At 69.6% G+C, this 12,841-nt stretch carries 11 protein-coding genes; 6 read left to right on the forward strand and 5 right to left on the reverse strand.

Annotated elements, in window-relative coordinates; translation table 11 throughout:
* The coding region (locus tag OXN85_06520; protein MCY3599606.1) for an ABC transporter permease at nucleotides 1-1,440 on the forward strand (1,440 nt) is incomplete at its 5' end.
* Between the two features lie 42 nt (nucleotides 1,441-1,482).
* Here OXN85_06520 and folE2 read toward each other — a convergent pair.
* A complete protein-coding gene (gene folE2 / locus OXN85_06525; GenBank protein MCY3599607.1) occupies nucleotides 1,483-2,271 on the reverse strand; it encodes a GTP cyclohydrolase FolE2 in 789 nt (262 codons plus the stop codon).
* A gap of 112 nt (nucleotides 2,272-2,383) precedes the next feature.
* Here folE2 and mog point away from each other — a divergent pair, with 112 nt between their 5' ends.
* The 4 genes from mog to OXN85_06545 all read left to right on the forward strand — a co-directional run bounded on the left by mog (nucleotide 2,384) and on the right by OXN85_06545 (nucleotide 6,380).
* Nucleotides 2,384-2,938, forward strand: coding sequence for a molybdopterin adenylyltransferase (gene mog, locus OXN85_06530; protein MCY3599608.1), 555 nt, complete (start codon nucleotides 2,384-2,386; stop codon nucleotides 2,936-2,938).
* 142 nt (nucleotides 2,939-3,080) lie between these two features.
* Nucleotides 3,081-4,406, forward strand: a complete 1,326-nt coding sequence (locus tag OXN85_06535; GenBank protein MCY3599609.1) for an argininosuccinate synthase — start codon at nucleotides 3,081-3,083, stop codon at nucleotides 4,404-4,406.
* A gap of 28 nt (nucleotides 4,407-4,434) precedes the next feature.
* Nucleotides 4,435-5,916, forward strand: coding sequence for an argininosuccinate lyase (argH, locus tag OXN85_06540; GenBank protein MCY3599610.1), 1,482 nt, complete (start codon nucleotides 4,435-4,437; stop codon nucleotides 5,914-5,916).
* Nucleotides 5,913-6,380, forward strand: a complete 468-nt coding sequence (locus OXN85_06545) for an arginine repressor (protein MCY3599611.1) — start codon at nucleotides 5,913-5,915, stop codon at nucleotides 6,378-6,380. The genes argH and OXN85_06545 overlap by 4 nt, the downstream gene beginning before the upstream one ends.
* A 6-nt stretch (nucleotides 6,381-6,386) precedes the next feature.
* Here the strand turns inward: OXN85_06545 and OXN85_06550 are convergent, their stop codons facing one another.
* Entirely contained in the window at nucleotides 6,387-7,919 is a 1,533-nt protein-coding gene (locus OXN85_06550) for an amidohydrolase family protein (GenBank protein MCY3599612.1), read from the reverse strand.
* The gene (locus tag OXN85_06555; GenBank protein MCY3599613.1) at nucleotides 7,916-9,313 is read right to left on the reverse strand and encodes an FAD-binding protein; all 1,398 of its coding nucleotides are present in this window, start codon (nucleotides 9,311-9,313) and stop codon (nucleotides 7,916-7,918) included. Before OXN85_06555 ends, OXN85_06550 begins: the two co-directional genes overlap by 4 nt.
* A gap of 106 nt (nucleotides 9,314-9,419) precedes the next feature.
* Here OXN85_06555 and OXN85_06560 point away from each other — a divergent pair, with 106 nt between their 5' ends.
* Nucleotides 9,420-9,896, forward strand: coding sequence for a DUF2269 family protein (locus OXN85_06560; protein MCY3599614.1), 477 nt, complete (start codon nucleotides 9,420-9,422; stop codon nucleotides 9,894-9,896).
* Nucleotides 9,897-9,902: 6 nt separating this feature from the next.
* Here the strand turns inward: OXN85_06560 and OXN85_06565 are convergent, their stop codons facing one another.
* Both OXN85_06565 and OXN85_06570 read right to left on the reverse strand, forming a co-directional pair.
* Nucleotides 9,903-12,128: a DUF2723 domain-containing protein gene (locus OXN85_06565; GenBank protein ID MCY3599615.1), complete on the reverse strand. Its 2,226-nt coding sequence runs from the start codon at nucleotides 12,126-12,128 to the stop codon at nucleotides 9,903-9,905.
* Nucleotides 12,129-12,451: 323 nt separating this feature from the next.
* Entirely contained in the window at nucleotides 12,452-12,784 is a 333-nt protein-coding gene (locus OXN85_06570; GenBank protein ID MCY3599616.1) for an ABC transporter permease subunit, read from the reverse strand.
* Nucleotides 12,785-12,841: the final 57 nt, after the last annotated feature.

The following is a 12,841-nucleotide window of genomic DNA, read 5'->3' on the forward strand; positions in this document are numbered from 1 at the left end:
CTCCTGATCGGCGTCGAGAACGTGCGCGTGGGCATGCGCGAAAGCTTCTCCAACACGATCAGCCAGACCGATCTGATCGTGGGCACCAAGGGCGGCACGATCCAGTTGCTGTTGTATTCGGTCTTCGGCATGGGAGCGCCGACGGAGAACGTTTCGTGGGAGGCCTACCAGCAGTGGGCGGAGCACCCCGCGATCGAGTGGACCATCCCCTATGGCCTGGGGGACAGCCACCGGGGATTCCGGGTCATCGGCACGAACGAGGACTTCTATCGCCACTATCGCTACCGCGGAGGTCAGGAAATCGCGCTGGCGGAGGGGCGGGCGAACGCGGACCTGTTCGACGTGACGCTGGGCGCCGACGTGGCGGCTGAGCTGAACTACGCGATGGGGGACGAGATCTCGGTGACGCACGGGCTCGACGAGATGGGCTTCGTGAGCCACGACCACATGCCCTTCACCGTCGTGGGCATCCTCGACAAGACGTTCACCCCCGTTGACCGCGCCCTCTACGTGACCCTGGAGGGCATGGAGGCCATCCACTGGGAGGACGGCGCGCCGCCGGCGTCGGACGACGGGCACGTCCACGACGACGAGGCCGAGACGACCCCCGCGGACGACGGCCACGCCCATGACGACGAGGCCGAGGCAGCCCCCGCGGACGACGGCCACGCCCACGACGACGAGGCGGAAGCGGCCCCCGCGGACGACGGCCACGCCCACGACGACGAGGCCGAGGCAGCCCACGACGAAGACGACCACGCCCACGACGAAGACGACGGCCACGCCCACGACGAAGATGAGCACGCCCATGACGACGAGGCCGAGCCGGCCCCCGCGGACGACGGGCACGTCCATGCGGAGGACATCTCGATTGAGGATGTCGAAGTCACGCAGGTGACCTCGTTCTTCGTGGGCACGACCGACCGCCGCGACGTGCTCCAGTTGCAGCGCGAGATCAACGACTTCGAGGACGAGCCGATGATGGCCGTGCTCCCCGGAGTCGCCCTGAACGAGATGTGGCAGGGCCTGGGCTACGCCGAGACCGGCCTCCGCCTGGTGGCCATCTTCGTGGTCCTGGTGGGGCTGCTGGGGATGCTGGTCTCGCTCTACACATCGCTCAACGAGCGGCGGCGGGAGATGGCGATCCTGCGCGCCGTCGGAGCCGGACCGAACCGGATCGTCGCCCTGTTGGTGCTCGAGTCCGTGTGCCTGTCCGCGGCGGGGGCGCTGGCGGGACTCGCACTCGTGTACGGGCTGCTCGCGGCCGGTCAGTCGATTGTCGAGGCGCAGGTGGGGCTCTTCATCCCGATCCGGCCGCCCGGCCCCATCGAGTTGCTCCTTCTCGGCGCCGTGGTGACGGCCGGATTCCTGATGGGCTTCGTGCCGGCGTTCAAGGCCTACCGCACCGCCCTCCACGACGGGCTGGCCGTGCGGGTCTAGCCGCCCGTAACCGGGCCGCCAGCGTACCACGCCGGGGGGCGCTCAGCTCGAAGCGCGGGCGGGCTCCTCGACCTGCGCGTATGCGTCGTGCTCGTGGATCGACTCGAAGTTGACGACGTGGACGCTGAACCAGGTCACCTGGCGCAGGGCGCGGAGGCGGAGCGTGACCTCCCGGACCAGGTCCTCGACGAAGCGCGGATTGTCGTACGCGTGCTCCGTGACCCACTTCTCGTCGGCCCGCTTCAGCACCGGATAGAGCTCGCACGAGGCCGATGCGTCCACCAGCGCCACGATGTCCTCGATCCAGAGCCGCCCCGTGAAGCGCGTCTTGACGGTGACGATGCTGCGCTGGTTGTGCGCCCCGCGCGCGCTGATCTCCCGGGAACAGGGACACAGCGTGGTCACGGGAATCTTGACCGTGAGGATGAAGTCGTCCTCCGCTCCGCTGGAGGCGTCGAAGGCGCAGTCGTACGACAGCAGGCCCACCGCGCCGGTCACGGGCGCTTCCTTCTCCACGAAGTAGGGGAAGGAGATGCCGAGGTGGGCGGTCTCGGCATGGAGACGCTCACGCATCGTGCGCAGGATGGCGGGCAGCGCTTCCACCGAGATCTCGTCATCGTACGAATTGAGGATCTCCATGAAGCGGCTCATGTGGGTTCCCTTGAAGTCGTGGGGAAGGTCCACGGACATGTCGATGTTGGCGATCGTGTGCTGGGCCGTCTTCCGGCGGTCCCGCACCGAGATGGGAAAGCGGACGTTCTGTACGCCCACCCGACTGATCGGCACCCTGCGCGTGTCGGGATGAGCCTGCACGTCGGCCAGCGGGGCCACGTCGAGTATCTTCGTCATATGTTCGTCAACCTTACCGGGGTCTTGGCGTCCAATCGGTTCCGCGAGCCGCCCAACCTAGTGAAAAACGGGTGCGGCGGCCCATATTCGGGCCATGGACAATTCATCGACAGGGCCAGGCGCCGTCGTCGCGCGGATCGGCATCGTCTCGGTTTCGGACCGCGCCGCCCGGGGAGAATACGAAGACCGGGGCGGTCCGGCGGTCAAGGCGTATCTCACTGAAGTCCTCACCTCGCCCTGGGAGGCGGACGCGCGCGTCATCCCGGACGAGGAGGAGCTGATCCAGGCGACGCTGGTCGAACTGGTCGACACGGTCGGATGTTGCCTCGTCATCGCCACCGGGGGCACGGGTCCCGCCCCGCGCGACGTCACGCCGGAGGCGACCGCCGCAGTGCTGGAGAAGGAACTCGCCGGCTTCGGCGAAGCCATGCGTGCGGTCTCCCGGCCCCACGTGCCGACCGCGATCCTCTCGCGCCAGACGGCGGGGGTGCGCGGTTCGGCGCTGATCATCACCCTCCCGGGGTCGCCCAAGGCCGTGGCCGAATGTCTGGACGCGGTCTTCGCGGCAGTGCCCGACTGCGTCGACCTCATCGGCGGGCCGCGCCTGGAGACGGATCCGGACCGGGTGGAGGCGTATCGCCCGCACTGACCCGTTCCGCTGACCCTCCGCTGACCCCCTGCCGACCTTCTGCCAACCCGTTCCGCGCCCCCTGTTGCATATTTATTCACCATCCTGTATATTTTTTCACCTCTTGAACGATTGCCTCCACCTGCCATTTCAGGATCGACGCATGAATACACGCACGAAGAAGAACGTGAAGCGGGTCGCCCTGGCGTACTCCGGCGGCCTCGATACATCGGTGATGGTCACCTGGTTGAAGGAGAACTACGACTGCGAAGTGGTCGCGGCCGTGGTGGACGTCGGACAGCGGGAAGACTTCGACGAGATCCGCGAGAAGGCGCTCGCGACGGGGGCCATCGCCTGCCGCGTCGTCGACCTCCGCGAGCGGTTCCTCACCGAGTGCGCGTTCCCGGCGCTCAGGGCGGGGGCCGTGTACGAGGGCCGCTACCTGCTCGGGACGTCCCTCGCCCGGCCCGTGATCGCGGCCGCCCAGGTCGAGGTCGCGCGGGAGTTCGACTGCGACGCCGTCGCGCACGGCTGCACCGGGAAGGGCAACGACCAGGTGCGCTTCGAACTCGCCTACCAGGCGCTCGCCCCGGACCTGACCGTCATCGCCCCCTGGCGCGAGTGGGAGGTCACGTCGCGTGAGGACGCCTTCGCCTATGCGGCAAAGCGCGATATCCCGGTGCCGGGGAGCCCCCGGAAGCTCTACAGCATCGACCGTAACCTGTGGCACACCTCGTTCGAGGGCGGCATCCTCGAGGATCCGACCGCCGCGACGCCGGACGAGTTGCGAGAACTGACGGTCGACCCGGCAGAGGCGCCGGACACGCCGGAGGACGTCACGATCTCGTTCGAGCGCGGCGTCCCGGTGGCGCTCGACGGCGAAGCACTCGCGCCGGTGGCGCTCGTTCAGCGGCTGAACGAGACGGCCGGGACCCACGGCGTGGGGCGCGTCGACCTCGTGGAGAACCGGCTCGTCGGCATGAAGAGCCGCGGGGTCTACGAGACGCCGGCCGGGACCGTCCTGCTCGCCGCGCTCGCGGACCTGGAGGCGCTGACGCTCGACCGGGACACGGCGGGCTTCAAGCGCGGCATCGCCGACCGGTATGGCGAACTCGTCTACCAGGGTCTCTGGTTCTCGCCGCTGCGGGCCGCCTTCGACGCGTTCCTCGACGAGGCGCACGCCATGTCGACCGGGGACGTCACCGTGCGGCTGTTCAAGGGTTCCGCGATGCCCGTGGCGCGCACGTCCCGCTTCTCGCTGTACCGGGAAGATCTCGCCACGTTCGAGGAGGACTCGGTCTACGACCAGGCCGACGCGGGCGGGTTCGTCCGCCTGTGGGGCCTCCCCTCGAGTCTCGCCGCGCGGGTGCGGGCGGCGGCGGCGGACGACGGCCGGGACTGGGCCGCGACCGCCTCCGTGGAGACCCTGCGAGGTGCGTCGAAGCCGACGCGGCGGCCCGGGCGGGCGGTGGCGTCCGGCTCAGGCTGAACCGTCCCATGCCGGATGAGGCGTTCTGATGCCGGACAATGCGCGGCCGGACAACGCGCTGTGGGGCGGGCGCTTCGCGGTGCCTGTGCATCCGGCGATCCAGGAGTTCACGAACTCGCTGCCGTTCGACCGCCGGCTGGTCCGGCACGACCTCCTCGCGAGCCTCGCGCACGCCCGCATGCTGCGCGAGACGGAGATCCTCAACCGGAGCGACAGCGACCTGATCCTGTCCGGGCTGTCGGAGATCCTGCGGGAGGTGGAGACCGGCGAACTCGTGGTCGAAGGTCCGGACGAGGACGTGCACACGTGGATCGAACGCACACTCGTCGAGCGCGTGGGGGACGCCGGCCAGCGGCTCCACACGGCACGGAGCCGGAACGACCAGACGGCGGTCGCGCTGCGGCTGTACGTGCGGGAGCGCCTCGAGGACATCCTCTCCGGCGTCGCCGGGCTGCAGCGCGTGCTCAGCGGCCAGGCGGCCACCTTCCGCGAGACCTTCCTGCCCGGCTATACGCACCTGCAGCGGGGGCAGCCCGTGAGCCTCGCGCACCATCTGCTCGCCCACGTGGCCGCGCTCGCCGCGGACGCGGAACGGCTCCGGGCGGCGCACCGGCTCGCGGGCGTGTCGCCGCTCGGCGCCGGGGCGCTGGCCGGCACCTCGTTCCCGATCGATCCGGCCCGCAGCGCCACCCTGCTCGGGCTCGACCGTACCTTCGCCAACAGCATGCACATCGTCGGCGACCGCGACTACGTGCTCGACGCGGCCTACGCGTGCGCCATGCTCTCGGTACACCTGTCGCGCTGGGCGGACGAAATCGTGCTCTGGTCCACGCGGGAGTTCGGGTTCATCGAACTCGACGACTCCGTGGCGCAGGGCAGCAGCATCATGCCGCAGAAGAAGAACCCCGAGGCGGCCGAGATCCTGCGCGGCAAGTCGGCCCGGGCGATCGGGAACGTGGCGGCGCTGCTCGCGCTGGTGAAGGGGCTTCCGCTCACCTTCAACAGCGACTTTCAGGAAGACAAGGAACGCCTGTTCGACACGCTCGACACGGCGGATTGGTCCCTCGCGGCAGCGATTGCGGTGGCGCGGGGTGTTAACTACAGGGCGGACGCGATGGAAGCCGCGCTCGCGGGTGGGATGCTGACCGCCACCGAGCTCGCCGACCATCTCGTCCGCCGCGGCGTCCCGTTTCGGAGGGCGCACCATCAGGCGGGAGAGGCGGTACGGATGGCTGAAGAACGCGGCGTGGAGCTGTGGGATCTGGACCTCGAGACGCTGAGGGCGTGCTGTCCGTCTGCGGGTGACGACGTGCACGATGTGCTGCGCCCGGACGCCGCCGTCGCCGCGCACGGTTCGCCCGGCGGGCCGGCGCCGGGACGCGTGCTGGAGCAGTTGCAGGAGGTCGACCGCGAGGTGACGGCGCTCGAGGCCTGGCTCGACGGGCGCGGCGACCCGCCGATCCGGCGTGCCCACCTGGAGGAACGTCTGCTGGACGCGGTGCTCGCATGACGCCCGACCGCCGCAGGACCCGCGAGCGGGCGATCCTTCATATCATCGACACCCGGCCGATCCGGAGCCAGATCGAACTCGTGGCGGCGCTTGCGCGCGAGGGGATCTCGACCACCCAGACGACGCTGTCACGGGACTTCCAGCGCCTCGGCATCGTGAAGCGGTCCGACGCCGGCGGACCCCGGTATCACCGCCCGGGGCGGGACACGACGCCGCCCTGCCCCCAGCGCATGCTGGCGGCGACGCTGAGCGAACTGGCGCTGGACATCGGCCCCGGCAACGCGCTATTCGCCATTCGCACCCTGAGCGGCTGCGCCAACGCCGTCGCGATCGCCCTCGACGAGGCGGATCTCGATGGCGTCCTGGCGACGGTGGCGGGAGATGACACGATCCTCGTCCTGTGCCGCAACGCGAAGACCCGGTCCGCCCTCGTCAACGAACTGAGATCCCTCGCCCAACTCTAGGAGGGGCTAAGGGGTGCCGCTCAGGATGGGGCGGCCGGGGTAGACGCCGGGGATGAGTTCGCCGTCGCGGACGACGGGCGTGCCCTCGACCAGGAGGTAGCGGACGCCCTCTGAGGGGGCCGCCGGGTCGGCGTAGGTGGCGCGGTCGATGATCGTCTCGGGATCGAACACGACGATGTCCGCGTCGGCGCCGACCTGGACCCTTCCCTTCCGGGCCATGACCGGGGCGAAGCCCTCGACCCGCTGGGCCGGCAGGATCGTCATCTTCGCGAGCGCGTCCATGAGGCTCAGCGCCCCGCGCTCGCGCACGTAGTAGCCGAGCACCCGCGAATAGGTGCCGGCGCCGCGCGGGTGGATCGCCTGGTACAGGTAGGGGATCCCGTCGCTCGCCACGATCACGTCGGGCTGCGCGACGATCCACTCGTTCGTCTCCTCGCTCCTCCCGTGGATCACGACCCAGCCGCCCAGGTCCCGGTAGCGCCGGAAGCTCCCCGCGTTCAGCCGTTCCGGCGTGCCCGACCACTGCAGGCGGCCGTATTCCTCGTCGGAGCGGCCCTCCCACGGGTCGAACAGGGCCGATTCGATCCGCGTCGAGCCCGCGGTATAGGGATAGGACTCCGTCGTGATGTCGACACCGCGTTCGCGCGCGCCTCGGATCATCTCCAGCGTCATGCGCGCCATCTCGTCGGCGCTCGAGTTCATGTGGACGATGTGGAGCGATGCCCCGGTCGAGAGCGCGTTCGCGATCACCTCCTGGAAGGCCCCCAGCGTGCCGCCCGAGTTCTCGCCCCGGATGTGCACGTAGGCCGGCGCCCCCTGCGCGGCCGCGAGCTGGAAGACGCGGTAGATCTCCGTCCGCGAGGCGCCCGGCGTGTACGTGATGCCGAACCCGATCCCGAGCCCGCCCTCCTCCAGACCCGCGGCGATGAGCCCGTTCAGTTCGAGGACCTGGTCGTCGTCGATCGACCCGTAGACCGCGTCGAACTCGAAGGGGCTGGCTTCGCCCGGCGGCGTCATCACCGAGTGGCCGACGTCGAAGCCCGCGAGCAGCTTCGTGCGCGCGCCCGGGTGGCTCACCGTCGCGCCGAAGTGGATGGGCGCCGTCCCCTCCCGGGAGGCGACCCATTCGGCCACGGGGTACACGCCGAGTTCCATCTCGAGGGCCGTCGTCACGCCGTCCAGCGCCTGGAGCTTCGCGCTCACCGTGTCCTGTCCGTGCGCGTGCAGGTCGACGAAGCCGGGCGCGACGACGAGGCCGGCGGCGTCGATCGTGTCCCGGCCCGCGACGCCCCCTTCGGCGATGGCCGTGACGCGTCCGCCGGCGACCGCGACGTCCCGCACGGCGTCGAGTCGCGTCTCCGGATCCATGACCCGGCCGCCGAGGATGACGAGGTCCGCGACCTCTCCCTCTCCCGTGGCCGCGTCCCCGCTTCCGGGGGAACTCTCGGGAGACGCGCACGCCGCGAAGACGAGGACCGCCAGCCACGCGGTTGCGAGCGCCGAGGCCGGCAGGCGGGCGCCACGGTTGTCGAGCGTCATGCGACCACCTTTCCGGGGTTCATGAGGCCCTTCGGGTCGAGCGCCTGCTTGATCGAACGCATGGCGTCGACCGCGTCTCCGTGCTGCGCCCGCATGTAGGGGACCTTGCCGTAGCCGACCCCGTGCTCGCCGGTGCAGGTGCCCCCGACCGAGATCGCCTGCTCGATCATGCGCGCGTTCACCCGCTTCGCGCGCGCCATCTCCTCCTCATCCTCCGGATCGATGATGAAGAGGACGTGGAAGTTGCCGTCTCCCGCGTGCGCGACGATCGGCGCCAGGAGGCCCTCCGCGTCGATGTCTTCGCGGGTCTTCAGGAGGCAGTCGGCGAGCGAGGAGATCGGGACGCAGACGTCCGTCGCCCACCCCCGGGCTCCCGGACGGAGGGCGAGCGACGCGTAGTAGGCCTCGTGCCGGGCTGCCCACAGCCGCGATCGTTCCTCGGCCCGCGTGGCCCACTCGAAGTCCGTCCCGCCGAGTTCCTTCGCGATGAGGCCCACCTCGGTCGACTGCTCCTCGACGCCGGCGGCGGTCCCGTGGAACTCGAAGAAGAGCGTGGGACGCACCGGGTAGTCGAAGTCGGAATACCGGTTCACCGCGTCCATCTGCACGTCGTCGAGGAGTTCGACGCGCGCGACCGGCACCCCGCTCTGGATCGTGTAGATCACGGCGTCCACCGCGTCGGCCAGCGTCGGGAAGGAACACACCGCCGAGGCGATCGCCTCCGGGATCCCGTGCAGCCGCAGCAGAACCTCCGTGATGATCCCGATCGTGCCCTCGGAGCCGAGGAAGAGCCGCGTGAGGTCGTAGCCGGCGGACGATTTGCGGGCGCGCCCCCCGGTGCGGATCACGGTCCCGTCCGGGAGCACGACGGTGAGGCCGAGCACGTTCTCGCGCATCGTGCCGTAGCGGACCGTGGTCGTCCCGGAAGCGCCGGTGGCGGCCATCCCGCCCAGGCTCGCGTCGGCGCCGGGGTCGATGGGGAAGAAGAGGCCCGTCCCCTTCAGGTGCTGCTCCAGCGCCTTGCGCGTCATCCCCGCCTCGACGCGGCAGTCCATGTCCTCGGGGTTGAGTTCGATGAGGCGCGCGAGGCCGCTCGTCGCGATCGTCACCCCGCCGCGCAGGGCGGCGACATGCCCTTCCAGCGACGTGCCGGCCCCGAATCCGATGATGGGAACGTCGTGCCGGTGGCAGGCGCGGACGACCGCGGACACCTCGGCGGTCGACTCGGGGAAGACAACCGCGTCGGGGGGTTCGTTGGCGTGGAACGACTCGCCCTCGCCATGCTGTTGCCGCATCGCCTCGGCCGTCGTGAAGCGGTCGCCGAACGCCCGTTCGAGTTCGTTCTCGAGCGCGGCGGGGAGCGGGGTCCGTTGCGTCTGCGCGATCGTGCTCATGCCGGACGTTGCCGCCGGGCCCCGCCCCGCGTCAATCGCGCTCCGGCGACGGCGATTCCGGGCGCGGTCTCTTGACCCGCGTGTACGCCGCCCGGACTTTGCGCGCATGGACATGCGTGGAGTGATGCTCTTTCTGCATCTGATCGGGCTGGCGCTTTGGTTCGGCGTCACCTTCTCGCTCGCGATCCTCGGCGTCCGGGCCAACAAGACGGGCGACCGGAACGTGATCGCGTTCATCTATCGCGCCGGCCACCGGCTGCTCAGGGGCCCCGGGCTCATCGGCATGCTGCTGACCACGATCTCCGGCTTCGGACTCGCCGGCCTCGGCGGCTACGGCGTCTTCCGGCTCACGCCGCACTGGCAGTTTCTGATGCAGGTGCTGGGGCTCAGCGCCTTCGTGCTCGCGGTCGCGGTCCAGATCCCGAACTCGGGACGCCTCGCGCGCGCCGCGGAAGCCTCGGCCAACGCGGGGGAGGAAAGCGCGTCGTTCGTGAAGTTCCGGAAGACGAACGCGATCGTGGCCTCGATCAACGGCGTTCTGATCCTGATCGCCACCCTGCTGGGCGCCATCCGCCCCATGTAGCGGCGGTCAGTCGGAGTCGGCGAGCCGCGCGAAGTGGTTCGCGCGCCGGTAGGCCCATTCCGCGGCGTCCGGATCGCCGCGCAACTCCTCGGAAATCCCCTGGAAGGCGTGCGCCATGTAGTACACGCCGGGGAGGCTCGACCTCGTGGAGGGATCCGGCCACTCGTCCCAGGCCAGGATGTCGTCGACGAGGAACATCTCTTCCAGCAGTTCCCCGGTGCGCACGCGGTCGTGCCACGCCGGGAACGCCGAGCCCGCCAGGTACTCGCTCAGGTCGACGAGCGCCCCGGATGCCTCGAGCGGCCCGTCCACGAGCTTGAAGGCGAGTCCCTGCCGGACGAGGTGCGGCTGAAGCTGCCACCGGTCCCACACGGCCCCGGCCGTCGCCGCGAAGTAGACCGGCCGGTCCCCGAGCGCCTGCCGCGCGATCTGGAACACCCGGATGTCCGCGGGCGGCACCACGTCGCCGCCGCGCACCGTCCCCGAGATCCGTTCCGTGAGGTCATAGGTCGAGTCCTCCGGCACGGACAGCGGGCGCGTGAGGTCGTCGATTCCCGCGCCCGGCGGGGGGATGGCCGAGCGCGCGGGCGGCGTCACGTCCAGTTCCGCGTACAGATCCGCCGCCGTCTCCGGGTCGAACGGCCGCTGGCACACGACCGTCGTCGGAGACTCCTCCGGCGACTCGCCCGGCCCGCACGGCTCGGTCAGCCGCCGCAACTGCTTGTGGTACCAGTCCGTCCCCAGGTACGACTGGACGATGACGGTCACGTCGCGCCGGAGCCCCTCCACCTCCTGCAGATACCAGAGCGGGAAGGTGTCGTTGTCGCCGTAGGTGAACAGCACGGCGTACGGCTCGACGGACTGCAGCATGTTGTACGCCAGGTTGCGCGCGGCGCGGTCCCCCGTGCGGTCGGCCTGGCCGAAGTTGAAGAGGAAGGGGATGAGGCCGAGCGCGAGGAGCGGCGCCGCCTTCCGGCGCCTCCACAGGGCGGCGAGCCCCAGCCCGGCGTAGATGCCCCACAACTGGAAGCCGATGATGAAGAAGTAGTCCCGCTCGCGGACTTCGTGGGCGGCGATGTTCGGCGCCTCCTCCCAGTACAGCGAGTAGCCGTACTTGAAGTTGAGGTAGTAGACGAGCAGCAGCGTGACGGTGAAGAGGAGCGTGCCCCCGTAGACGAAGGTCTTCCGGTCCTTGCGCAGGTGGGTCCAGAGGCCGACCAGGGCGAGGAAGAGGAAGAGGATGCTCGCAGCGAGCCGGCCGCCGGGCGGCAGTGACCTCGCCCACTGCCAGTCGAAGTACTGCCAGTAGTTCGCCATCTGCGCCGAGAGCGGGGCCTGGCGCTGGGTGATCGGCGTCGGCTTGTACTGGTCGCGGATCAGCGACAGGGCGAGCGCCTCGCACGCCACGGCGAGCTTGCTCTGCCCGTAGAAATCGTCGATCCGCCGCGGGGTGACGGCCGAGACGAGCGAGGGACACTCGGGGTCCGCCTCGTCGATGATCGGATTCTGCGCCGAGCGGATGGGGACGAAGAGGAACTGCATGGAGTAGCCCACGGCGAGCAGCACCGCGCCGAGCGCCAGGACGCGCGGGTTCAGCACGGCCCGCCAGCGGTGCACGAGCGCGAACGCGGCCAGCGCCAGCCCCGGGAGCATCGACATGGTGTGGTTCGCCCACCCCAAGCCGAGGACGAGCGCGATCAGCAGGAGGAGGCGGTTCCCGCGCGCCGTGTCCGCCTGCTCCATCCAGACCATGGCGAGATAGCTCACGAGGGCCACGACGAACATCGAGAGGGGGTAGACCTTCTCGTTGAGGTTCGACTGGGTCCACACGGTGAAGGCGGTGGCCCCGATCCACACGGCGGCGATGGCGGCGACGAGCACCTCCCGGCGGTCCTCGCGGAAGCGCCCGACGATGCGGACGACGGCCAGGAACCAGAAGAAGCTCGCCCCCGCGGAGAGCGTGGCGCCGAGCGCGTTGATCCTGAGCGCGACGGGGAGGCCGGTGAACGCCGTCAGCACGTCCCACGTGCGGCCGACGACGACGAAGAGCGGGTTCCCCGGCGGGTGGGGGAGTCCGAGGATGTGGGCCGTCGTCACGTACTCCGAGGCGTCCCAGAAACCGGTCGTGGGCGCGAGGGTCAGGAGGTAGAGCGTCCAGACGGCGAGGGCCGTCAGCAGCGCCCACACCCGCAGCGTCAGCGGGCCGACCTTCTCCTGTTCGATCCCGCTCACCGGGCCGCCCTCAGTTCCCGGGCACGCCGAGGCCGGCGAGCCGCCCGAACTGGTCGGCGCGGTCGTACGCCTCGTCGGCGGCTTCCTGGTCGCCGAGGTGCTCCGCCGTCATCCCCTGCAGGTAGTACGCCAGGTAGTACTGGGCGGGGATGCTCGACTGGGTGGACGTGTTGGAGCATTTGGCGGCGCGTCATTTGGTTCTGATTCATCGTTTTCTCCTCTGCTACTGATGTGTTGAAAAGACCGTTTCCAGTGCAAGTAATTTCACGAACCGTCAATGAATTGGCGAAGCGCAGAGAACCGGGGAGCCGGCTCCCTGCCCGTCAGTACTTCAGCCCCGTAAGCGTGACCCCGCGAACGAAGCGGGCCTGGAAGAATGAATAGAAGATAACCACCGGTACCACGGTGATGACCGCGCCGGTGAGGAAGAGATCGTAGCGCGGCCGGCTGGACCATCCCAGCAGATAGGCGAGACCGAGAGGCAGCGTCCTCATCTTCTCCTCGTAGATGATCACCAGGGGCCAGAGGTAGGAGTCCCAGTTGGCGAGGAAGCTGAAGATCGCGAGCGCGCTGAGGGCGGAGACCGAGAGCGGGAGGACGATGTGGCGGTAGATCCACCAGTTGGATGCGCCGTCGATGCGCCCGGCGTCGAGCAGGTGCTACGGAAGACCCTCCATGAACAGACGAAGAAAAAAGATACCAAAGGCACTGAC

The organism is Candidatus Palauibacter australiensis, assembly GCA_026705295.1.
GTDB classification, from domain to species: Bacteria; Gemmatimonadota; Gemmatimonadetes; order Palauibacterales; family Palauibacteraceae; genus Palauibacter; species Palauibacter australiensis.